General features: G+C 69.3%; 25 protein-coding genes. 3 read left to right on the top strand and 22 right to left on the bottom strand.

What is annotated here, in order from left to right; genetic code table 11:
• Window positions 1-37: 37 nt before the first annotated feature.
• From JCO01S_RS05840 to JCO01S_RS05830, 3 genes are all read left to right on the top strand, one after another.
• The gene (locus JCO01S_RS05840) at window positions 38-658 is read left to right on the top strand and encodes an Ltp family lipoprotein (RefSeq protein WP_068252184.1); all 621 of its coding nucleotides are present in this window, start codon (window positions 38-40) and stop codon (window positions 656-658) included.
• A gap of 180 nt (window positions 659-838) precedes the next feature.
• Window positions 839-1,363 carry a MarR family winged helix-turn-helix transcriptional regulator gene (locus JCO01S_RS05835; RefSeq protein ID WP_068252181.1) on the top strand — a complete coding sequence of 175 codons (525 nt, stop codon included), beginning with the start codon at window positions 839-841 and terminating at the stop codon, window positions 1,361-1,363.
• A gap of 185 nt (window positions 1,364-1,548) precedes the next feature.
• Window positions 1,549-2,709 (top strand): MBL fold metallo-hydrolase, encoded by a 1,161-nt coding sequence (locus tag JCO01S_RS05830; RefSeq protein ID WP_084342671.1) that lies wholly within the window; start codon window positions 1,549-1,551, stop codon window positions 2,707-2,709.
• 24 nt (window positions 2,710-2,733) lie between these two features.
• Here JCO01S_RS05830 and JCO01S_RS05825 read toward each other — a convergent pair whose 3' ends face one another.
• The 22 genes from JCO01S_RS05825 to JCO01S_RS05720 form a co-directional block, all read right to left on the bottom strand.
• Entirely contained in the window at window positions 2,734-3,291 is a 558-nt protein-coding gene (locus tag JCO01S_RS05825) for a MarR family winged helix-turn-helix transcriptional regulator (RefSeq protein ID WP_068252179.1), read from the bottom strand.
• A 41-nt stretch (window positions 3,292-3,332) separates the two neighbouring features.
• Window positions 3,333-4,187 (bottom strand): ABC transporter permease, encoded by an 855-nt coding sequence (locus JCO01S_RS05820; protein ID WP_068252177.1) that lies wholly within the window; start codon window positions 4,185-4,187, stop codon window positions 3,333-3,335.
• 2 nt (window positions 4,188-4,189) lie between these two features.
• A complete protein-coding gene (locus JCO01S_RS05815) occupies window positions 4,190-4,999 on the bottom strand; it encodes an ABC transporter ATP-binding protein (protein WP_245634341.1) in 810 nt (269 codons plus the stop codon).
• Between the two features lie 11 nt (window positions 5,000-5,010).
• The gene (locus tag JCO01S_RS05810; RefSeq protein ID WP_169796899.1) at window positions 5,011-6,063 is read right to left on the bottom strand and encodes an ABC transporter substrate-binding protein; all 1,053 of its coding nucleotides are present in this window, start codon (window positions 6,061-6,063) and stop codon (window positions 5,011-5,013) included.
• A 71-nt stretch (window positions 6,064-6,134) separates the two neighbouring features.
• Window positions 6,135-6,530, bottom strand: a complete 396-nt coding sequence (locus tag JCO01S_RS05805) for a RidA family protein (protein WP_218002228.1) — start codon at window positions 6,528-6,530, stop codon at window positions 6,135-6,137.
• Window positions 6,527-6,874, bottom strand: coding sequence for a hypothetical protein (locus JCO01S_RS05800; RefSeq protein ID WP_068252169.1), 348 nt, complete (start codon window positions 6,872-6,874; stop codon window positions 6,527-6,529). Before JCO01S_RS05800 ends, JCO01S_RS05805 begins: the two co-directional genes overlap by 4 nt.
• On the bottom strand, window positions 6,871-7,953 hold the full coding sequence (locus JCO01S_RS05795) for a Rieske 2Fe-2S domain-containing protein (protein WP_068252166.1): 1,083 nt from the start codon (window positions 7,951-7,953) through the stop codon (window positions 6,871-6,873). Before JCO01S_RS05795 ends, JCO01S_RS05800 begins: the two co-directional genes overlap by 4 nt.
• Window position 7,954: 1 nt before the next feature.
• Window positions 7,955-8,170 carry a recombinase-like helix-turn-helix domain-containing protein gene (locus tag JCO01S_RS05790; RefSeq protein ID WP_068252162.1) on the bottom strand — a complete coding sequence of 72 codons (216 nt, stop codon included), beginning with the start codon at window positions 8,168-8,170 and terminating at the stop codon, window positions 7,955-7,957.
• Window positions 8,171-8,180: 10 nt separating this feature from the next.
• On the bottom strand, window positions 8,181-8,702 hold the full coding sequence (locus JCO01S_RS05785) for an alpha/beta fold hydrolase (RefSeq protein ID WP_068252159.1): 522 nt from the start codon (window positions 8,700-8,702) through the stop codon (window positions 8,181-8,183).
• On the bottom strand, window positions 8,699-10,381 hold the full coding sequence (locus tag JCO01S_RS05780; RefSeq protein ID WP_068252156.1) for a thiamine pyrophosphate-binding protein: 1,683 nt from the start codon (window positions 10,379-10,381) through the stop codon (window positions 8,699-8,701). The genes JCO01S_RS05785 and JCO01S_RS05780 overlap by 4 nt, the downstream gene beginning before the upstream one ends.
• Entirely contained in the window at window positions 10,378-11,169 is a 792-nt protein-coding gene (locus tag JCO01S_RS05775) for an SDR family oxidoreductase (RefSeq protein WP_068252153.1), read from the bottom strand. The genes JCO01S_RS05780 and JCO01S_RS05775 overlap by 4 nt, the downstream gene beginning before the upstream one ends.
• Window positions 11,170-11,181: 12 nt before the next feature.
• A complete protein-coding gene (locus JCO01S_RS05770; RefSeq protein ID WP_068252150.1) occupies window positions 11,182-11,925 on the bottom strand; it encodes an SDR family oxidoreductase in 744 nt (247 codons plus the stop codon).
• On the bottom strand, window positions 11,922-12,725 hold the full coding sequence (locus tag JCO01S_RS05765; RefSeq protein ID WP_084342677.1) for an alpha/beta fold hydrolase: 804 nt from the start codon (window positions 12,723-12,725) through the stop codon (window positions 11,922-11,924). The genes JCO01S_RS05770 and JCO01S_RS05765 overlap by 4 nt, the downstream gene beginning before the upstream one ends.
• An 8-nt stretch (window positions 12,726-12,733) precedes the next feature.
• Window positions 12,734-13,741 carry a VOC family protein gene (locus JCO01S_RS05760; protein WP_068252144.1) on the bottom strand — a complete coding sequence of 336 codons (1,008 nt, stop codon included), beginning with the start codon at window positions 13,739-13,741 and terminating at the stop codon, window positions 12,734-12,736.
• A gap of 28 nt (window positions 13,742-13,769) precedes the next feature.
• The gene (locus JCO01S_RS05755) at window positions 13,770-14,738 is read right to left on the bottom strand and encodes a PDR/VanB family oxidoreductase (protein WP_068252141.1); all 969 of its coding nucleotides are present in this window, start codon (window positions 14,736-14,738) and stop codon (window positions 13,770-13,772) included.
• Between the two features lie 47 nt (window positions 14,739-14,785).
• Complete coding sequence (locus JCO01S_RS05750) at window positions 14,786-15,325, bottom strand: cupin domain-containing protein (protein ID WP_068252138.1); 540 nt, start codon at window positions 15,323-15,325, stop codon at window positions 14,786-14,788.
• Between the two features lie 25 nt (window positions 15,326-15,350).
• The gene (locus tag JCO01S_RS05745; RefSeq protein ID WP_068252135.1) at window positions 15,351-16,913 is read right to left on the bottom strand and encodes an aldehyde dehydrogenase; all 1,563 of its coding nucleotides are present in this window, start codon (window positions 16,911-16,913) and stop codon (window positions 15,351-15,353) included.
• Between the two features lie 90 nt (window positions 16,914-17,003).
• A complete protein-coding gene (locus JCO01S_RS05740) occupies window positions 17,004-17,792 on the bottom strand; it encodes an aspartate dehydrogenase domain-containing protein (RefSeq protein WP_068252132.1) in 789 nt (262 codons plus the stop codon).
• On the bottom strand, window positions 17,789-18,598 hold the full coding sequence (locus JCO01S_RS05735) for an ABC transporter ATP-binding protein (protein WP_068252129.1): 810 nt from the start codon (window positions 18,596-18,598) through the stop codon (window positions 17,789-17,791). The genes JCO01S_RS05740 and JCO01S_RS05735 overlap by 4 nt, the downstream gene beginning before the upstream one ends.
• Window positions 18,591-19,457: an ABC transporter permease gene (locus JCO01S_RS05730; RefSeq protein WP_245634340.1), complete on the bottom strand. Its 867-nt coding sequence runs from the start codon at window positions 19,455-19,457 to the stop codon at window positions 18,591-18,593. The genes JCO01S_RS05735 and JCO01S_RS05730 overlap by 8 nt, the downstream gene beginning before the upstream one ends.
• Window positions 19,454-20,242: an ABC transporter permease gene (locus JCO01S_RS05725; RefSeq protein WP_068252126.1), complete on the bottom strand. Its 789-nt coding sequence runs from the start codon at window positions 20,240-20,242 to the stop codon at window positions 19,454-19,456. Before JCO01S_RS05725 ends, JCO01S_RS05730 begins: the two co-directional genes overlap by 4 nt.
• A gap of 25 nt (window positions 20,243-20,267) precedes the next feature.
• On the bottom strand, window positions 20,268-21,236 hold the full coding sequence (locus JCO01S_RS05720) for an ABC transporter substrate-binding protein (protein WP_068252123.1): 969 nt from the start codon (window positions 21,234-21,236) through the stop codon (window positions 20,268-20,270).
• Between the last annotated feature and the right edge of the window lie 68 nt (window positions 21,237-21,304).

The following is a 21,304-nucleotide window of genomic DNA, read 5'->3' as shown; positions in this document are numbered from 1 at the left end:
ATCCCTCTCGACGCCACACCGCAGAGAGAAGGACGCCATGACGAGTACCCCGCCCCAGCAGCCCTGGCAGCCGAGCAACCCGCCGGTGCCGCAGCAGCCCGAGAAGGGCTGGTTCTCCAGGCACAAGGTCCTCGCGACCCTCATCGGTGCCGTGGTGCTGCTCCTCCTCTGCTGCGGCGGGCTGGGGGTCGCCGTCTCCGGCGGCGGTGACTCGGCGAGCGAGAGCACGAGCACCTCGGCCGCTGAGGAGTCGCAGCAGGAGAGCACGACCTCGCAGGAAGAGCCGGTCGAGGAGGAGAGCACGACCTCGCAGGAAGAGCCGGCCGAGGACCCCTCGGAGGGCCTCTCGCCGGAGCAGGAGAACGCGATCGAGTCCGCGCAGAACTACCTGGACTTCATGGCCTTCTCCAAGCAGGGCCTGATCGACCAGCTCTCCTCCCCTGCCGGCGACGACTACCCGCAGGACGTCGCGGTCTTCGCCGTCGAGCACATCGAGGACGACGTGGACTGGGACGAGCAGGCCGTGAAGTCCGCCGAGAACTACCTGGACCTCATGCCCTTCTCGCGGAACGAGCTGATCGACCAGCTCAGCTCCGACGCCGGTGACGGCTTCACCCGGGAGCAGGCGGAGTACGCGGCCGACCAGGTCGGCCTCTGAGCGAGAGACCTCCGGGGGATGGAGGCGAAGGGGGTGGCTCCGGCCACCCCCTTCGTGCCGGCTGCTCTCGGGTCCCGAGCCGCCGGAAGTGCCAGAATCGCCCAGCAGACCAAGTGGTGAGACATGCGTCTTAGCACTAAGATCCTTAGCAAGACAGCAACTGCAACGTGAGGGACACGCGTGAGGGCACAACCGGACTCCGTCGACCAGATCATCGACTCGTGGGCCCAGGTGAGCCCCGCACTCGACGTGTCGGCGATGCATGTCTTCGGCCGCCTGCACCGGGCCTACCTGCTGTATCGGCAGGAGATCACCGCGCTCTTCGAGGAGATGGGCACGAGCACGTCTGGGTTCGAGGTGCTGGCAGCCCTGCGACGCCAGCCCGATCAGCGGGCGGCTGCCGGTCAGCTGGCGCAGAGCACGCTGGTGACGACGGGCGGCCTTACGCTGCGCGTCCGTCGTCTCGAGGCCGAGGGACTCGTCTCACGCTCCCGCGACACCCGGGACAACCGTGTGGTCTACGTCCAGCTCACCGCCAAGGGGCGCCAGGTCGTCGACCGGGTGGCCGAGGCGCACTTCGCCAACCTCGGACACCTGCTGGACCAGATGTCGGCCACCGAGCGCACGTCCCTGGCGAAGGGACTGAACAAGCTGGAGCAGTCGATCCGCAAGGCCGTGCCAGACGCCCAGGTCCGCGAGGCCTGACGCCCGGACCGCGAGACCGGTTCGGCCGGTCGCCCCGCCTGATCTGGTGACACGGCACGTGGCGGCCGTGACCTCTCACTTCCTTGACGCTGCGACTTCTGTTCAGTATTTTCCTTAGCACTCAATCTCTTACGACTCAGACGGCAATGGTGCCGCACGGCGGGACCGAGCCCCCAAGGAGCCCCATGCGTCCGACCACTCCCACGCGCCGGACCCTGCTGGCGGGCGGCGTGGCCGCCGCGGCCGCTGCCCCCGGCGCCCTGTGCTGCGCTCCGCCGGCCGCCGCAGGACGCGGCCGGGGGCGACCGGCCCCAGCGGATGCGACGACCCTCAGCGGCGACCTGCCCGGGGCTCGGACCCGGGTGGTCCTCCTCGGCACCGCCGCCGGACCGTATCCCGAGCCAGGCCGACAGGGTTGCGCCACCCTCCTCGTCGTCGGTGACCGCTCGTACCTCGTCGACACGGGCTACGGAACCCTCCGCAAGTTCATCCAGGCGGGCGTCGATCCTGCCGGTTTGACCGCCACCTTCATCACCCACCTGCACTCCGACCACACTGCCGACCTCTTCAACCTCTTCCTCCTTGGCTGGGGCACCGGCGGCCACGGAATCGTCTCGCCGGTGAAAGTCTTCGGTCCGGGTGAGGCCGGCGGTCTCCCGGCGACCACACCGGGGACGACACCAGCCCCGCTGGCCAACCCCGACAACCCCACGCCCGGGACCACCCAGCTGCTTGCGGGTGCCGTGGACGCGTGGGCCTACGACCTCAACATCCGCACCCGTTACAACTCACGCGCGGGACTGCCCTCACTCATGGAGGCCACCGACGTCATGCCGCCGGACGCCGTCGGCTCGTCCCCGACCGGCCCTTACGCCCCCCGCATGGATCCCTTCGTGGTCTTCGAGGACGACCGTGTCCGGGTGAGCGCCACCCTCGTCGACCACCCGCCCGTCTACCCCTCCTACGGCTACCGCATCGAGACCGACGACGGCGTGATCGCGCTGTCCGGTGACACCACGAAGTCGGACAATGTCGTGCGGCTGGCCGAGGACGCGGACCTGCTCGTCCACGAGGTCATGCACATCCCCTACTACGCGGAGGCCGGGTACCCGCAGGAACTGCTGGACTTCTTCGCCAGTTCCCACACCACCCCTGAGGACGTGGGTCGGGTGGCACGTGATGCCGGCGCCCGCCACGTCGCCCTGTCGCACATCGGGCCGGGGGACCCGCGCGAGGTCAGCGATGCCACCTGGCACCGCTCGGTGCGATCCACCTACCGGGGACGCATCACCGTCGGTCACGACCTGCAGCAGATCAACCTGTCCACCCCGCGTGGGCGAGGGTGACGCGCACCGGACGTGCGTCGGGCCTCACCCCCCGGAGTCCTGCTGCTCCACACCCATCGGGTACTCCCGCGCCTCCGCCCCGTGGGCCTGGATGGACATCTCCACCTTGCGAAGGAGAGGGCCCAGCGCTGCCAGCTCCTCTGCGCTCAGGTCGGCCAGCAGCCGCCCCAGGGCTTGGACGTGGCAGGGGTGGATGCCGTCGATCAACTCGCGGCCCCGATCGGTCAGACTCACCAGGACGATGCGCCGGTCCTCACTGCTGCGCGACCGTGTCACCTTGCCGTCACGTGCCAAGCGATCGATACGCATGCTCACCGCGCCCAGGGTGAGCAGGGAACCATTGGCGATCTCGCCTGCGCTGAGGGTGTTGCCCGGCGCCCGACTGAGCGTGGCCAACACGTCGAAGTCACTCAGGGTCAACCCGACCGAATCATGACGGTGGTTGAAGATGGCCCGCTGCTCCATGACGATGCGCGACAGACGTCCGAAGAGAGCCATGGCGGTGAAGTCCTCATCCGGCCGTTGCGCTCTCCACTCGCCGACCACGCGCTCGACGGAATCCTCGTGGGGCTCTGAGTCCATGCCCCGACCCTAGAACTCGGGAATGTCGACGTTCCGCAGCCTCACAACGACCCAGCGGCTTCGAACGTCCGACCGCCACGACTACCGCGGACGAGCAGGCGCTCCAGGATGCCCACGCAGGCGAACAGGGCGAGCCCGATGAGCGAGAGGAAGCCGATACCGGCAAAGACCGTCAGGGTGTCCAGGTTTCCCCGCGCCTGGGTGATGACAACGCCCAGACCCGTGTCCGCACCGACGAATTCGGCCACGACCGCCCCGACGACCGCGAGGGTGATAGCGACCTTCGCGCCTGCGAAGATGCTCGGCAGGGCCCACGGAAAACGGACCTTCCAGAAGGCCTGCCACCTGCTCGCGCCCATGGACCGGACGAGCATGAGGCTCTCCGGGCGTGCGGCCTGGAAGCCGACGACGGCGTCCACCACCAGCGGGAAGAAGGCAATCAGCACCACCATGAACACCTTCGGTGCCGTGCCGAAGCCGAACCAGATGATGAACAGGGGCGCGAGGGCGACCTTGGGGACCACCTGGGAGAGGACCAGGAGCGGGTAGATCGCCCTCTGCAGCAGGGGGCTGTACACCATGGCGATGGCAATCGGCAGCGCGATGACCACCGAGAGGGCGAAGCCGACCACGATGGCCGTGAGTGTCGGCACCGAGGCCCTCCAGAACAGATCGGCATCACCGACCATCACCGTGGCGATGTCCCACGGCGCGGGCAGGACGTACTCCTCCACGAGCCCGACGCTCGAAATCGTCTGCCAGGCAGCGAGGATCACGACGATGAGAGTCAGGGCGGGCCACGCGCCACGGATGATCTCCCCGCCTCGACCGAGAAACTCTCGGCGAGTTGCTCCGGAGGCTCGGTGGCGTGGCTGGCTGTCAGCGGTCACCGTCATGGTCACTCCTCTCCTCCGCCGGCCGGATCACGGTCGGAGAAGATTCCCAGCTTTCCGAACTCCTCCCGGATCTCGTTCACATAGGCCGTGAACTCCGCGGCCCCACGATCGGAGACATGCCTGGGGCGCGACATGTCCACCCGGATGTCGGCGGCGATGGTCGCCGGACGAGGCGAGAGGACGATGACACGGTCTGCGAGAAAGACCGCTTCCTCGATGCTGTGCGTGATGAACAAGACGGTGCGTCGGGACTTCAACCAGAGGCTCTGCAGGTCCATCTGCACCTGGTCGCGCGTGATCGCGTCGAGAGCACCGAACGGCTCGTCCATGAGCAGGATCGACGGGTCGTGCAGCAGAGCGCGGCACAGCGAGACCCGCTGTTGCATCCCGCCGGAGAGCTCATCGGGATAGTGGTCCTCGAAACCTGCCAGACCAACATCCGCAAGCAGCTGACGGGCACGCTCGGTGTACTCAGCCTTCGACAGCTTTCGCACCTCCGCCTGCAGCAGGACATTCTCCAGCGCCGTCCGCCACGGGAGCAGCTCAGCGTTCTGGAACACCACACCGGCATCAACCACCGGGCCCGCCACTGTCGCGCCCTCCAGCCGGACAGCACCACTGGTCGGCGTCGTCAGGCCCGCGAGCGCGAGCAGCAACGTGCTCTTGCCGCAGCCGCTGGGTCCGACGATCGCGACGAACTCCCCCTGGTCGATCGACATCGAGAGCGCCTCGAGGGCGACGACCTTGCCGCCCTTCGCCCGGAAGCTCTTCTCGACACGGTCGAAATCGACATACGGTTCTGCGCCGTCCACCGTCGGGCGACTCACTTCCCGCCCCCGAGGTCGTCGTCACAGTCACCGGGCAGGAACTCGTTCGTGGCGACGTCCGACTCCGTCACGGCCCCCTCGGAGAGGTCGCCGTACTTCTCCATGAGCTCGATGGTCCCCGCCCAGTCCTCCTGCGAGGTGCAGCCGAACCCCTGGCCCTTGGTGGCCTTCGTGTGCAACAGCTCTTCGGAGTTCTTCCACTGCTGGGCGACCTGCTCCGGCGAGAGCTGACTGTCCTTGTCCATCTTGAAGAAGGCGTCGACCGCCTTGTCGGTGTCCTCGTTCGCGAACTCCACCGACTCCTCGAGGGCTGCCAGAAACTTCTTCGTCGTCTCAGGGTTCGCGTCGAGGAACTTGTCACCGACAACCATGCCGGCGCTCAGTGTCTGGACGCCGGAGTCGGGATAGGTGAAGGTCTTCAGCTCACAGTCGCAGGCCGTCTCCAGGTTGGGCAGGCTGACATTGGTCAGTCCGAACGTGAAGTCGGTCTTGCCACTCAGGAAGAGCTGGGTGCGAGTGGGGACGTCCACGTTGCGGAACGTCACCTTGCTGTCGTCGAACCCCTCCGCCTCGGCGTAGGCAGGAAAGAGTCGCTCCGCAGCAGACCCGGGCGAGTAGCCAGCGGTCTTCCCCTCGAGGTCCGAGGGCGAGTCGATACCCGAGTCCTTGTGGGTGATGACGGTCAGGGGCGATTCCTGAACCATTCCGGCGACCATCGTGACGTCCATCCCCTGTCCGACGGACTGGACCATGGTGGCCGCGTCTGCATACCCCATGTCGTCGGAGCCGTTCGCGACCGTCTGGATGGTGGTTGCCGATCCGGTCCCCTCCTTGAGGTCGACGGTCAGGCCGTGCTTCTCGAAGATCCCGCTCTGCACGCCGGCGACCAGGGGGAGGACCGCACCCGTGAAGTAGACGTCGGTCCGGACGGTCACCGAGTCGGTGTTCTCGGGCTCACCGGAGTCGGGTCCTCCGCACGCAGCAAGCAGGGCGACGGAGGCAAGCGCGGCGAGGGAAGTCGCGAGAGCGCGGCGACTGTGGATTGGCACGGGGGTCTCCTTCGACGTGGTTCCCCAAAGGATTTCATTCAGCACTTAAAAGTCAAGTGCTGAAGTAATTCTCACTTCGTGTCGCGGGGCGTCATGACGCCCTCCGCCTCGACCTCCACCTTGAGACCGGGATCGACGAGCTGGCTCACCCCGACGAGGGTCGAGCACGGCATCTCCCCCGTGAAGAACTCACCGCGGGCACGCCCGACCTCCGCCTTGTCGGCGACATCGGTGAGGTAGATCCGCAGCACCGTGACGTCCTCGGGGCGCGCCCCGCAGGCGCGGACGAGTTCGATGACGCGCCGGAAGGCCTCGCGGGCCTGCCCATACGGGTCGTCACCGCCGACGGGGCCGCCACGTCCCCCGGCGTGCATGCCCGAGGTCCAGAAGCGGTCCCCGCGCACGACGGCATTGCTGAACATCCCCTCGCGCGGTGGCTCGGGGACCGACTCGGCGACGATCCTCACGGTGCCTCCCGGCGCGCATCGGACTCACGGGTGAGACGTTCCCGCACCGGCAGGAAGTCGTACGTCGGGTAGAACTCCGTGCGGAAGACGCCCCAGGCCCGGCGTTCGAGCTCCACGTTGACCGCCGCCAGCCGGTCGGCGGGGAAACGCAGCGTGACGATCTGACCGATCCCCATGGCGACGACCCAGGAGACGATCTCGCAGCCCTCGGGCGGGAACCCGTGCCACCAGTCGCGCTCGTCCAGCTGGGACTGGATCTGCTCGAGGTGCTGTGACTGGTCGTGCCGGAGCAGGACGGTGAGCATGAGCTCACCGTCCTGCTCGACCGACCCGGTCCGGCTCATGCCTCCCCGGCCAACACCTTGGCCTGCGCCTTGGCGTCGGACTTGTACAGGCGCCGGATCCGCGAGACACCGAGGTCGTGCTGGTAGAGGTGCTCGTGGGTGTCGGCGTCGCCGGCGAGGATCTCCAGCACGCTGCGGTCCTGCTCGAGCACGTTGAAGTGCTTCTCCTCCAATGCAGTTCGGTACAGGAAGCGCCACACCTCCCGCTCCCAGCCCTGCACCTTGCGGGTGCGCCAGTGGAAGACGGCGACGTTCTGGTCGTCGATCGGCACGGACATGCCCACGATGCCGAAGGGCCCACCGGGTCCTGCCTCGTCGCCGTAGGGGATCTCGAGGTCGACGTGGTCCATCGACCCACGGACGAACTCGACCCAGTCGAAGTTCTTGCCGCGCTGATCGGTCTTCTCGAAGAAGAAGCCGCGCTCGGTCTCCCGGATCCGGAAGCGCGCGGAGGTCCCGCCGGCATTCATCGAGTGCGAGTCACGGTGCAGGAAGGCACCGTGCATCGGGTCGAGGACGTTGTCCATGTAGAAGCGCCAGGGTCCCGCCCACTCCACGTAGTTGAGGAAGTGGGAGTGCTCCTCGCTGTCCAGCCGGTCCGGCAGGACGAAGGGGGTCGGCTCGCTGTCCTCGGTGAGCGGCACGAAGGCGAAGATCGCCCCCGCCGCCTCGGCGACCTCGAGGGAGACCGTCGCCCGACGGCCTTCGAGCGCGCACCCGGGCATGCCCGGCACCGACACGACGGTGCCCTCGCCGTCGACCTGGACGCCGTGGTACCGGCAGGCGACCCGGTCGCCGAGGTGCTGACCGGCCGACAGCGGCGCGCTGCGGTGGGGGCAGCGGTCCTCCAGCATGCGCACCCGTCCGGTCGCGTCCCTGAAGAGCAGCCAGTCGACCCCGAGGCGGGTCACCTTCTGCATCGACCCGACCTGGAGCATGTGGGAGGGCAGGATCGGGTACCACCGGTCCCGCAGCCCGAATGCGGCGAGCTCCCCGGCATCCAGCGTGCGGCGCGTCCCCACCGCGTGGCGGGGCCTGCCCTTCGGGGCGGTCGTCTTGGTCTGTGCGGTCGTCGTCATGTCAGTCACCCATCCTGCGCATCTCGGATCGGAAGCTCTCCTCGGTCCACTCGGACCCGTCCGGGGCGTGGATCCCGAGGTCGTTGAGACCGGAGACCAGACCGGGCAGGTCGTGGACCCCGCTACGGAAGACCTCCATGATCGAACCGGAGAGCTTGGTTTCGTACGGCGTGAAGGGGTCAGGGTGCGTCTGGTGCACCTCGAGGTACTGCGACATGTGATCCTCCTCAGAAATCGTCGCTCGACACGATGAGATCGGTGCGGGTCTCGGCCAGCCCCTCGGCGATCTCCATGAAGGCGGAGGACCACTCGAGGACGGACTCGGGCCGGTTGGCCAAGGTCGGTGCGGCGGCGCCGTCGATGACGACGAAGACCCCGTTGTCCACGCCACCCGCGATGGACTGCGGCTCGTCGATGGGCGTCGTCTCGGTCGGTGCCGACGCGATGACGAGCGTCGGTACCCCGACCCGGTCCATCGTCGCGGCGTGCCGCGGGTCATCGAGGTCCACCCGGGGGTCGATGAGGACGAGTGAGACGACGTGCTCGGCATGCTCGGCAGCGAGCACGAGCGCGCCCTGCACGTCCTCGCCCACGGCGATGACGTGGGCACTCCGCGTGAGCTGCTCGGCCACATCGGCGGCCCAGGCGTCCCGGTCCCCGGCGCGGACACGGATGGCCGCCACTCCCTCGGGTGGGGTCCCGGGGTCGGCGCCCGCCAGCGCCGCTGGACTGCTCAGCTGTTGCATCATGGCCGCTCCTCGGGCTCGGGGATGTGGACGGGAGGGGTGAACGCCCCGGGAACCGGGTCGAGGGCGGTCACGTCGACCTCGATCAGCGTCGGACCGCCGGTCGCCAGCGCCTCACGCAACGCGGGGCCGAAGCTGTCCGGCCCGCCGGTCCGCCAGTACGGCATGTCCATCGACTGCGCGAGCGCCGCGAAGTCGGGGGTCCAGAGGTCGACGCCCTCCCGGCCCAGGCCATTGGCCTGCTGCATGTTGCGCAGGACCCCGTATCCGGAGTCGTTGAAGACGATGACGCAGCAGTGCCCGCCGACCCCGCGAAGGGAGGCGAGCTCCCCCAGGTGCACGGACACGCCGCCATCACCTGCGATGACGACCGTCGGTACCTCGGGACGGGCCACTGCGGCCCCCACGCCCATGGCCAGGCCCTGTCCGATCCCGCCACCGAGGGGGAAGACATTGGTCTCGCGTGAGTACAGCTCGAGCAGGCGGTTGCCCCACTGGCTCGAGGGGATCGTCACGTCCCGGGCGACGACGGACTCGCGGGGCAGCTGGTCGCGCAGCTCCCGGCAGATCTCGGCATACCCACCGATGTAGGTGGTGAGCTGATCACGGACCTCCCGGCGCACCTCCCGGGCACGGTCGGCCCACCCCTGCTCGGTGCGTGCATCCGGCAGTCGCTCCAGGAGCGCGTCGAGGACGGTCGCGGCGTCGCCCCGGATCCCGACCGTGGCCGGGTGCACCCTGCCGATGGCGGCGGGATCGACGTCGACCTGCACGTGCTGCTGCGGCAGGCGAAGGGAGTAGGTCCGGGTCTCGTTGGAGCGGAAGTGGGTGCCGATGCTCAGCAGGACGTCCGCCTCGTCCAGCAGGGCCGCGCCCTGCGGCGTCGACGCGAAGTTCCCGACGACGAGGTCGTCGTCCTCGGGGACGATCGCCCGCCCGGAGTTGCTCGTGAGGATGCCCGCACCCCATCGGTGCGCCAGCTGCCGCACCTGCGCGCCGGCTCCGGCAGCACCGCCACCGAGCCAGATGACCGGCCGGCGGGCAGCCGCGAGCAGCCGTGCGGCAGCGTCGATCTCGTCCACGGACGGGTCCACCGCTGCCGGCACGGTGAGGGCGTCGGCCTCCACTTGGGTGCCCGGGCGCGCGAGGTACTGCAGGTCGGTGGGCCACTCGACGGACACCGGCCCGTGGGGCGCGGTGAGGATCGTCGTGACCGCTTCCTCGAGTACCCGGGCCGAGTCGGTGGCCGCGGTGACGCGGGTGGCCCCCTTCGAGATCGCGGTGAGCATCTCCAGCTGGGCCGGCACCTCGTGGATGACCCCACGGTTGCTCCCGATCCACTCGGCCTCGACCTGACCCGTGACGTGCAGGACACGCGATCCGGCGGTGAGTGCCTCGAGCATCGCCCCGGCAGCATTGCCGGCGCCGGTGCCGGTGCTCGTCAGGGCCACGCCCACCCCGCCGGTCACCCGGGCGAAGGCGTCCGCGGCGTTGACGGCCGCGGCCTCGTGGCGGACCTCGACGAAGGTCAGCTCGCGTGAGACGGCCTCGACGAGCGGGAGGTTGTGGATGCTGATGACGCCGAAGGCGTGGGTGATGCCGTGGCGGCGCATCACCTCGACGAGGACATCACCGCCGGTGGCGGTCTGGGGCGCCGTGGTCCGTTCCCGGGTCTGTGTCATGGCTGTCGGGTCACTCCTCCGCCGACGTCGACGTGCGCGCCGGTGATGTACGAGGCACGGGGGCTGAGCAGGGAGACGATGGCGAAGGCGACCTCGTCGGCATTGCCGAAGCGACCGAGGGAGATGCCGCGGTCCGCCGCGATCTCGGCACTCCAGGCGTCGTAGTCCAGGTCGCCACCCTCGCTGCGGTAGGTCTCGAAGCGACGCCGCCACTGGCCGGTGTCGATGAGGCCGAGGTTGACCGAGTTGACCCGGATCCCCTCGGGCGCCAGCTCCTCCCCCAGGGTGCGGCTGAGATTGAGCAGGGCGGCGCGGGCCGCCGAGGTGATGGCGAGCCTGCCCTCGGGCTGCTTGGCGAGGATGGCATTGGTGTTGACCACGGCGCCGACCGGCGAGGCCGCCAGGTGGGGCCGTGCCGCACGGATGACGTTCCAGGCCCCGAAGACCTTGAGGTCGAGCTCCTCTCGGATCTGCTCATCGCTCGTGTCGCCGATCCGGGCCATGAGCGACCGGCCGGCGTTGCAGACGACCGCGTCCAGGGCGCCGAAGTGCTCGGCGCCCGACGCGACGGCGGACTCGACCGCCACCCGGTCGGTGACGTCGGCGGTGACCGCGTGGATCCGGTCGCGGTCCTCGAGCGCGGCCATCGCGGTGTCGAGGCGGCCGGGGTCCCGGGCCACGGCGATGACGCGGGCCCCCTCCGCGAGCAACATCCGGGTGACGGCGAGGCCGACCCCGGAGCTGGCGCCCGTGACGAGCACCGCCTTGTCGGTGAGCTGTAGATCCATCGTGTCCTTCGATCAGGTGGGCATGACGAAGCCGCCGTCGACGACGAGGGCCTGCCCCGTCATGTATCCGGCTGCCTCGGAGGCGATGAAGTGGACGACGTCGGCGACGTCGCTCGGCTCGGGATCGTGCGCGAGGGCGCGGTTGTCCCGGTACAGGGCGTAGCGGTCCGCCGGCACCCCTTCGGTGGCCTCGACCCGGGTCAAACCGGGTGCGACGGCGTTGACCCGGACCCCGTGGGGCCCGGCATCGCGGGCCATCGTGCGGGTCATGGCGAGCACCGCACCCTTGGACCCGACGTAGTGGACGAGTCGTGGTGATCCGTAGAAGGCGGCGTCCGAGGCGATGTTGACGATCGCTCCCGACCCGCGCTCGAGCATCGGGCCGACGAGGTGCTTGCTCATCATCCAGGTACCGGCGACATTGATCTGCACGAGCTCCTCGAAGCGCTCCTCGTCCAGCTCCCAGAAGGAGTCACCGCCGACACCATCGGCCTTGGCGGCGTTGTTGACGAGCACGTCGGCGCCGCCGAGCTCCTCCACGACTCGCGCGAACGAGGAGACGGAGGAGCGGTCGGCGACGTCCAGGGGCGCCGAGTGCACCCGGGTGCCGGTGGCCCGCAGTGCCTCGGCGGTCTCCTCGAGCTGCTCCGCCCGGACGTCGCCGAGGACGAGGCGGTCCTCGGCGAAGCGCTGCGCGATGGCCCGGCCGAGGCCTCGAGCGGCACCGGTGATGACGACGAGTCGCCCTTCGCTCATGCCCGGTCGCCCCAGAAGTCCAGCACGGCACGGGCGAACTCGTCCGGGCGCTCGGTGATGGCCGTGTGCCCCGCCCGGGGGATGATCGTCAGCGTGGCTCCGGGGATCCGCTCGGCCAGCAGCCGCGACTCCGCGACCCCGGTGACCACGTCGTCCTCGCCCACGAGGACGAGCGTGGGCACGCCGATCCCCGGCAGGAGGTCCTCGGTGTTGGTGCTGGCCATGAACTCCGCCGCCGCCCGGTACCCGGGGACCCGGACCCGGGCCATCTGCTGCCGCACGCGCAGCGCGACCTCCTCGTCCGTGTGGGGGGAGACGAGCCGGCCGGCCCGACGGGCGGCGAACTCCTCCGCACCGTGCGACTCCAGCTCGGGCACGCGCGCCCGCATGGCGGCGGCCTTCTCGTCACGTACCGCGGACCCGCGCGTCGAGTCGGCCAGGACGAGGGAGCGCACCCGGCTCGGTCGCCGGTGGGCGAGGCAGGTGGCGAGCACACCGCCCCACGAGGTCCCGATGAGGTCCACCGGGCCCAGCCGCAACGCGGTGAGCGAGCTCGCGAGCTGGTCGACGAGGTCGGCGCCGGCGAAGGGGTCACGGGACCTCCCGTAGCCGGGGGCGTCCCAGGCGAGTGCTCTGGCCCCCGTGGCCGCGAGCCGGTCCGCGACGTCGGTGCAGGTGGCGGCGCTGCCACCGATGCCGTGCAGGAGGACGACGGTCCGCGTGACGGGGCCGTCCGGAAGGAACTCGACGAAGGAGGTCCCGCTCGGTGTGCGCAACCGTGAGCTGGTGGTGTCACTCATGACGGTCATCAGAACCTGCCCTTCGATGCTCGCTCGGCCGGGGTCTCGACACCGGAACGCAGCTCCTCGAGGAAGTACCCCGGCCGGGCCTCCACCCGGGCACGGGCCCCCAAGTCGGGCGTGCCGGCCATCGCCGACCGGATCGCGGACGTCGGCGGCCCCGCGGTGCGCCACTGGTCGGACAGCTCGGGGGTGCGACGCCAGGTGCGGCAGAGCCAGGTGTCCTCGTTGATCTCCTGGACCTCCGAGGTGTACTCGCAGACGAGTCCGGCGGGGTCGGTGAAGTAGGAGAAGGTGTTGTTCCCCGGACCGTGACGGCCCGGGCCCCACTGGGGCTCGATCCCGTGGACCTTGAGGTTGCCGACGCCCCGCATGAAGTGATCGATGCTGGTCAGCTCGTAGGCCACGTGGTTGATGGAGGTCCACGGCGCCTGGTTGAAGGCGATGACGTGGTGCTTGGGCGTGCACCGCAGGAAGGCCATCTGGCGCTCGGACCAGTCGGAGATCCGCATGCCGAGGACCTGGGTGTAGAACTGCGTGGCGACCTCGATGTCCACGGTGTTGAGCACGACGTGCGCCAGCTGACGCGGCACGCTCGGGTAACCGTCCCGGTCCTGGTGGACGACGGCGTTCACCTCACTGGCGAGCTCGACGACCCGACCCTCGGGGTCCACGAAGCTCGTCGAGTAGCCACCGGCGGCCGCGTCGTGCCGGCCCGGCTCCTGCAGCAGGGGGATCCCGCCGGCGACGAGACGACGCGCGGCCTCGTCGACCTCGGCCGGGGTACCCACCGCGAAGGAGACCCCGCCCATGGCGTTGGCCTCGTGCGACTCCAGCTTCAGGATGTGGTGGTCCTCGCCCGTCCCCCGCAGCCAGAACTGGTCGCCGTCCTCCTCGCTGACGCCCAGGCCCCACACCTCGGTGTAGAAGTCCTTGGCCGTGACCACCTCGGGAACGCGCAACGTCACCGAGCGCAGGCCGCGAAGGGTGACGACCGGCTCATCGCAGTACTTCATCGTGGGACTCCTTCGTCGGTCTTGTCGTTCACAGGTCGAGCACGAGCTCGGGCCCACGACACCGGGAGACGCAGATGCACATCGTGTCGCCCGATTCCTTCTCGTCCTCGGAGAGCAGGAAGTCCCGGTGCTCGATCTCCCCGGAGACGACACCGGTCTCGCACGTGCCGCAGATCCCCTCGGTGCAGGAGAAGGGCACGTCGTGGCCGGCCTCGGCCAGGGCATCGAGGATCGAGGTCTCCGCGCCGACGTGGACCCGCTCGCCGCTGCTCTCCAGCACGACGTCGAAGGACTCGTCGGTGGACTCCTCGTCCGTGGTCGGCGGTTCCGGGGCGCGGAAGCGCTCGAGGCGGAGCCGGGAGGTGTCGGGCACCGAGAGTTCCACGATCTCCATCAGTGCGGCCGGGCCGCAGCAGTAGACGACCGTCTCCTCGCCCACCCCGCCGACGACGCCGGAGACGTCGGCGAAACCACCCGTCTCGTCGTCGACGTGGACCGTCACCCGGTCCGCGGGCAGGGCACTGATCTCCGACACGAATGCCATGACCTCCCTGGACCTGCCGGTGTAGAGCAGGTGCCAGTCGGCCCCCTTCGCCTGCAGCGCCCGCGTCATGGCCACGATCGGGGTGATGCCGATCCCCCCGGCGACGAGGAGGTGACGTGGCGACTCCTCGTCGAGCTGGAAGAGGTTGCGCGGACCGTCGACGAGGATCTCGTCACCGATCTGCAGCTCCTCGTGGATGAGCCGGCTGCCGCCCCGGGAGTCCGGGGCACGCTGGACGGCCACACTCCAGCGGGAGGTGTCGTCGGGGTCCGAGCACAGCGAGTACTCGCGCACCAGCCCACCCGGCAGGTGCAGCGAGAGATGGGCACCCGGATCCCACCGGGGCAGCGACTCCCCCTCGGGGTGGACAAGGGTCACGCTCGTGACGCCGCGTGCCTCCCACGTCTTCTGGTGGACACGGAGCACCTGGCTCGATTCCGAACCGATCTTCATGCTGGCTGCTCTCCTCGTACCGGCCCTGGCGGCCGACGGTCATCGTCTCAGCGGGTCACGCCGTACATCTCGGAGGTCTCCGGGTAGGTCGGCAGCTGCGGCTTCCGGGTGCCGATGATCACGCAGAACAGGGCGTCCTCGTCGGTGTTGTTGGCCAGGCTGCGCGGCACCCCGGCCGGCACGACGATGATGTCGCGGTACCCGAGGGTGCGCGTCGCCGTCTTGTTCCCGTCGGCCACGTCGTGGACGCTCACGTCGATCTGCCCCTCGAGGACGAAGAAGGCCTCCTCCACGTCGCCGTGGGTGTGCTCGGGGCCCACCGCGCCCGCAGGCAGGCGCATGTTGGAGAAGGTGAACCCGCGCGCCGGGATGATCCGGTTGTCACCGTCGAAGTTGCCGGTGGCGCCGGAGCCGACGTAGCGGATCTGCGCCCGACGGAACTGCTCGCCCTTGGCGTCGGCCTGGAAGGCCAGCGCGTCCCAGTCCTCGAGGCGGGTCTCCCGGGTGGCGAGGCAGGAGTCGATGAGCTGCTCGAGGTCGTCGCCGGGCTGCAGCTGGTCTTCGGTCTGCTGGGTCTGCTGGGTCATCTGCTACTCCTTATTGATCGGGCCGTCAGGCCTGGGTGGTGTTGACGGGCTGCTGGCAGACCGCACGCGCCTGCTCCGCAGCCCAGGGAAGTGGCTCTTCGCCGAGGTCGACGTAGATCGACTTCTGGCGCATGTACGAACGGATGCCCTCGCGCCCCTTCTCGACTCCGAGACCACTGTCGCGGACACCGGCGAAGGGGGTGGAGATGCTGAACTGCTTGTACGTGTTGACGTAGACCGTCCCCGCGACGAGTGCTCGGGCGATCCGGTGGATCCGTCGGTAGTCGCTGGTCCAGACCCCGCTGGCGAGCCCGTACTCGCTGTCATTGGCCTGGGCGATGAGGTCCTCCTCGTCGGTGAAGGGCAGGACGACCGCCACCGGGCCGAAGACCTCTTCCCGGCAGATCGGCGCCGAGTTGTCGACGCCACCGAGGAGGGTGGGCAGGTAGTAGGCCCCGTCCGCGAGCGCCGGGTCCTGCGGGACCTCGCCGCCGACGAGCACCCGGGCGCCATCGGCCACGGCCGCATCGACCATGGCCGCGACCTGGTCGCGGTGGCTGGAGGTGATCAGCGGCGCCACCTGGGTACGCGGGTCGGTACCCGGCCCCACCCGGAGACGACGGGTCGCCTCGACGAGGCGGGCGACGACATCCTCGAAGATCGAGCGCTGGATGAAGATCCGTGATCCGGCGATGCAGCTCTGCCCGCTCGAGGAGAAGATCCCGAAGAGGATGCCGGCCACCGCCCGGGTCAGGTCGGCGTCCTCGAAGACGATCGTCGGGGACTTGCCACCGAGCTCGAGAGTCGTCGGCATCAGCTTGTCGGCCGCGACGTGGGCGAGGTGACGCCCGGTCGAGGTGCCACCGGTGAAGGTCAGCTTGCCGACGTCGGGGTGGGCGACGAGCGCCTCGCCGACGGTGCGACCCGGGCCGGGCAGCACTGACAGCAGGCCCGCCGGCAGGCCGGCCTCCTCGGCGATCCGGGCGAGCAGGAGGGTGACCCACGGCGCCCACACCGGGGGCTTGGCCACCACGGCATTGCCCGCCGCAAGAGCGGGAGCGATCTTCTGGGCGTCGCTCGCGATCGGCGAGTTCCACGGGGTGATCGAGGCGACGACCCCGACCGGCTCCCAGGTCGCGACGGTCACGTACGGCCCCCGCCGCGGGGTCACCTGGTCCTCCAGCGTCTCCAGGGCGGAGGCCGTGTAGTAGAAGGTACCGGCGGCGCTGCGGGCCAGGGCGCTCGTCTCCCCACGGGTCTTACCCGTGTCCAGCGTCTGCAGGGCCGAGACCTCGTCCGTCCGGCGCTCGATGGCCTCGCCGATGCGACGCAGCACGGCAGCGCGCTCGTGCGGTGCCATGGCCCGCCAGCCGCTCTCGACGGCCGCCCGCTCGCCGGCGGCCACGGCCTCGTCGACGTCGTCGACGGTGGCCCCGTGGATGCGGGCGAAGACCCGACCATTGGCGGGGTCGACGGACTCGATGACGTCTCCGGCTCCGGTGCGCCAGTCGCCCGCGACGAAGACCTCGTCGCGCAGGAGATGGGCCAGGGTGGCCTCTCCCGTCAGTGGTGCGATCTCAGTCGACATTGAACCGAGCCCTACCTTCCGTCGTTGGCATAAGTCTGAGTGCAAAGATATTTTCTGTCAAGGCTTCTTCACCGGGGGACCCGTGAGGGCTCAGGCGATCAGGGGTGCGCGCTCGGTCAGTGACGCGATCGTCTGCAGCACGGACCATGCGGTGACCGCGCTCGTGCGGGGGTTCTGCTCGCTCGGGCGGTTGCGGATGACGAAGCTGTAGTCGCCGATGTCCCCGCTCGCGGTGATCTCGTGCGTCGTGCGGGTGGCACCCGGGTCGCCGACGAGGTCGACGCTCACGTGCTCGGTCGACCCGATCGCGGTCGCCACGCCGGCGACGACGTTCAGCGAGTCGGGGAAGAGGCGAGCGGCCTCCCCCGGCCGCCCGGAGAAGACGCACACGGGCGCCGTGGCCTCGGTGATGCGACGGACCTCGTCGACCGACATCCAGTCCCGCACGAGCGCGGGGGCCGTCTTGGTCGTGCGCACGTGGACCGACTCGAGACCACCGGACCTGGCCGCGGAGGCGAGCAGGTCGAGACCACCGACCGCGCCGTGGGTCGCGAGCAGTCGACCGGGACCGAGGGTGCCCAGACGTCGTCCGAGGCGCTCGTCGAGCAGCGCACCGACCGAGGCGATGACGAGGTCGGCCCCCCGGGAGAGCACCGGGTCGACGAGCTCGTGCACGACCGGCTGGCCGGCGCACTCGACGACGAGGTCCGCCTCCTCCAGCGCCTGCTCGAGGGTGAGCAGCGGGCCTGGCGGCTCCACCGGCTCCCGGCGAACGACGACGCCCACGAGGTCGGCACCGGGCACGCGGCCGCGGGAGAGCTCCCGCGCCACCCGGGCGCCGATCACCCCGTGGCCGACGACGGCGACACGGCGGTTCACGACACGTCCTCGACCGCCTGCAGGGCACGGTGACGCAGCAGCCGCGTCACGTGACCGCGGATCTCGACGAAGCGCGGGTCGGTCTTCGTCGTGATCTGGTCGCGGGGGTGGGGCAGGTCGACGTCGATCGTCTCGGCGACGACGCTCGGCGGCGTCGACAGCACGATGATGTGGTCTGCCAGGTAGACGCTCTCGTCGATGTCGTGGGTCACCACGAGGACCGTGATGCCCAGCTCGCGCTGGATCCGCAGCAGCAGGTCCTCCAGGTCCGCCCGGGTCTGCGCGTCCACGGAGGCATAGGGCTCGTCCATGACGAGCAGCTTCGGCTGCGAGGCGAGGGCGCGGGCGATCGCCACGCGCTGCTGCATTCCGCCCGACATCTGCCACGGGTACAGGTGGGTGCGGTCCTTCAGCCCGACCGCCTCGAGTGCCTCGGCCACCCGACGCTCCCGCTCGGCCTTGGGCACCTTGGAGAGCGGGAAGGCGACGTTCTTGTCGACCCGCATCCACGGGTACAGGGAACGGGAGTAGTCCTGGAAGACCATGGCCAGCCCCTCGGGCACGCCGGTGACCGGCCTCCCCTCGAAGCTCACGCTCCCTTCGGTGGGCTCGTCGAGACCGCTGATGATGCGCAGCAGGGTCGACTTGCCGCAGCCGGACGGGCCGACGATGACGGAGACCTTGTGGGCGGGGATGCCGGCCGTGATGGAGCGGACCGCGAGGTTGCTCCCGTAGGCCTTGGACACATGGTCCAGCTGCAGCTCCGGGGCGCCGCTGGACTCGGGTGCGGTGGTCGTGTCAGTCATTTTGTGCTGTCGCTCCTCGGTGCCAGGACAGGACCCGGCGCTCGATCTGCAGGAAGATGAAGTTCATGACCACGCCGAGCACGGCGAGCACGATGAGCACGGCGAAGAAGCCGGGGTAGTCGAAGTCGCGTTGGGTCGAGACGAGCATGTATCCCAGCCCGTTGTCGGACTTCTGCAGCTCGGAGATGATCATGATGATCAGGGACATGGACATCGCCGTACGGATGCCGGCGAAGATCTTCGGCGAGGCTCCCGGCAGCACGATGTGCGTCAGCACCAACCGGGCGGGGATCCGGTACACGGCGGCCGCCTGCGAGCGGATCTCCCCCACCGACATCACGCCGTCGATGGTGTTGAACAGGATCGGCCAGACCACGCTGAAGGCGATGAGGAAGATCTTCGGCGAGTCCCCGACGCCGAAGAGCAGGAAGAAGACACCGAGCAGGGCGGGACTGGGCAGTGACCGGCCGACGTGGACGAGCGGCTGCAGGAGGGCGTGCAGCAGCGGGAAGATCCCGAGCAGCACCCCGGTGACGACACCGATGACGATCGCCAGGCCGAGGCCGGCCAGCGCGCGGCCCACGCTCGGGACGAAGTGGGTGAAGGTCGCGTCCCCGAGGAAGCCGTGCGTCGGATCGCTCGAGAGGAACATCGAGCCGGCGGCCCGCAGGGACTCGAGGGGACTGGGGACGAAGTAGCCGTTGGTGGTCGACAGGGACAGCCCCCACCAGGCCGCGATGATCAGTGCCGGGACGAGGAGGCGCAGCCCGATCCGCGTCGGCAGGGTCAGCCCGATCCGGCGCCGGGGCGGCGCTGCGGCCCGATGCCCGACCTGGGGACGAAGCTCTTGGGTGGTCACTGGGCCAGTCCCTTCTTCCAGTCGAAGACGACGACGTCGACGGCGGACATCGCGAGCGAGACGAGCACGCCCAGCACGCCGGCCACGAGCGTCGCGGCATAGACGAGGTCGAGATTGGTGGCGTTGGCGCTCCCGACGAGGATGTATCCGCCGATCCCGCTGCCACCACCGACGAGGAGCTCCGCCGACACGGCGACGATCAGACCGATCGAGGCCGCCACCCGCACCCCGGTGAAGGCGAAGGGCAGGGCGCTCGGCACGATGACCCGCCGCACGACCTGCACCCGGGTGAGCCCGAAGGACTCGGCGGTCTGGATGGCGGTCGTGTCGGCACCCTGCACCGCGTACATGGTGTTGAGCAGGATGGGCCAGACACAGGCCAGCGCGACGGTGATCGACAGCGGCAGCATCCCGTTGCCCAGCAGGAGCACGAGGATGGGGCCGAGGGCGATCGACGGGAGCACCCGGAAGGCCTCGACCGGCAGGGTGAAGGTGATCTTCGCAGCCGTGGACGCGCCCATGGCGGCACCGACGAGGACCCCGACGACCGTCGCCATCAGCAGCGCGATCATCCACTCGGCCATGGTGAAGCCCACGGCCTCCCAGAAGGTCCCGTCGGAGAAGAGCTCTCCGAGGCTGCCGACGATGCGGCTCGGGACGGGCAGGCCGGGCTTCGTGACGACGGTGCGCATGAGCAGCTCGACCACCGCGGCCACCCCGACGACGCCGAGAACGCCGAGGACTGCCTGGCGGCGCCCGTCCATGGGTTCGTGGATGAGTTTCATCCGGACCTCCGTTTCGAGGACTCGCTCACTTCTTGGCGGCCCAGAGCGTCGAGTCGACGTCCAGGTCGTCCTTGACGAGGTTCTGGTCCTTGAGGATGTCGACGGCCTTGGTGTAGGCCTCCTTGTCCATGGCGCCGTAGTACGTCGGCAGCGGCATGTTCTTCGCAACGGACTCGTCCAGCTCGGCGATGGTCGGCAGCCAGTCGCGTGCCTCGTCCTCGTGCTTCTCGAGGTCGCCGCCGGCCTTGTACATCGCTCGCGCGAAGGCCGCCGCCGTGTCGGGGTTGTCGTCGAGGAACTTCTGACCGGCCACGTACGTCGACCCCGCCAGTCCCTTGTTGGGCCCGTCGGTGAGGTCGGCGACCTGGCGCAGGCCGGCGTCACGGGCACCCGACATGAAGGGCTCGGGCATGTAGCCGGCGTCGATCGACTTCGCCTTGACCCCGCTGATCATCTCGGAGAAGGGGACCTCGACCCACTTCGGCTTCACATCGAGGCCCTTGCTCTCGACGAGGTTGTTGAAGGTGATGTCCCCCATGTTCTTCGTCGTGTTGATACCGAGCGACTTGCCGTCGAGGTCCTTGATGTCCTTGATCGGCGAGGACTTGGGCACGAAGACGCCCAGGCCGTTGTCCGCCAGCGCGCTCGTCAGCACGACCGAGCGGATCGGGAGTCCCGAGTCGACCGCCATGGCCGTGCCGAAGGGGGTCGAGTTGGTGAAGTCCAACTCACCGGAGACGGCCTTCTGGATGCCGGCAGGGCCACCCTGGACCGGCTTGATGGTCACGTTCAGGCCCTCGTCCTCGAAGAAGCCCTTCTCCTTGGCCCAGTAGAGGGCGGCGTAGTCCGCGAGCGGCAGCGAGCCGACCGTCACATCCGTCTTCTCCAGGGTGCCGTCGGTCTCGGCGGTCGCGTCGCTCTCGCCACCGCAACCTGCCAACGCCAGGGCCACACTCACTGCTCCGGCGGCTGCCACCATGCGAGTCGTCTTCATCGGGGGTCCCTTCGGTCACATCTTTGTGCTCAACTATTTGCTTATAAGTTATCGTGGAGCATCGAGGC

The sequence above is a fragment of the Janibacter corallicola NBRC 107790 genome (genome assembly GCF_001570965.1).
Taxonomy (GTDB): domain Bacteria; phylum Actinomycetota; class Actinomycetes; order Actinomycetales; family Dermatophilaceae; genus Janibacter; species Janibacter corallicola.
The sequence above is the reverse complement of the archived record's forward strand: the minus strand, read 5'-3'. Positions and strand labels throughout refer to the sequence as shown.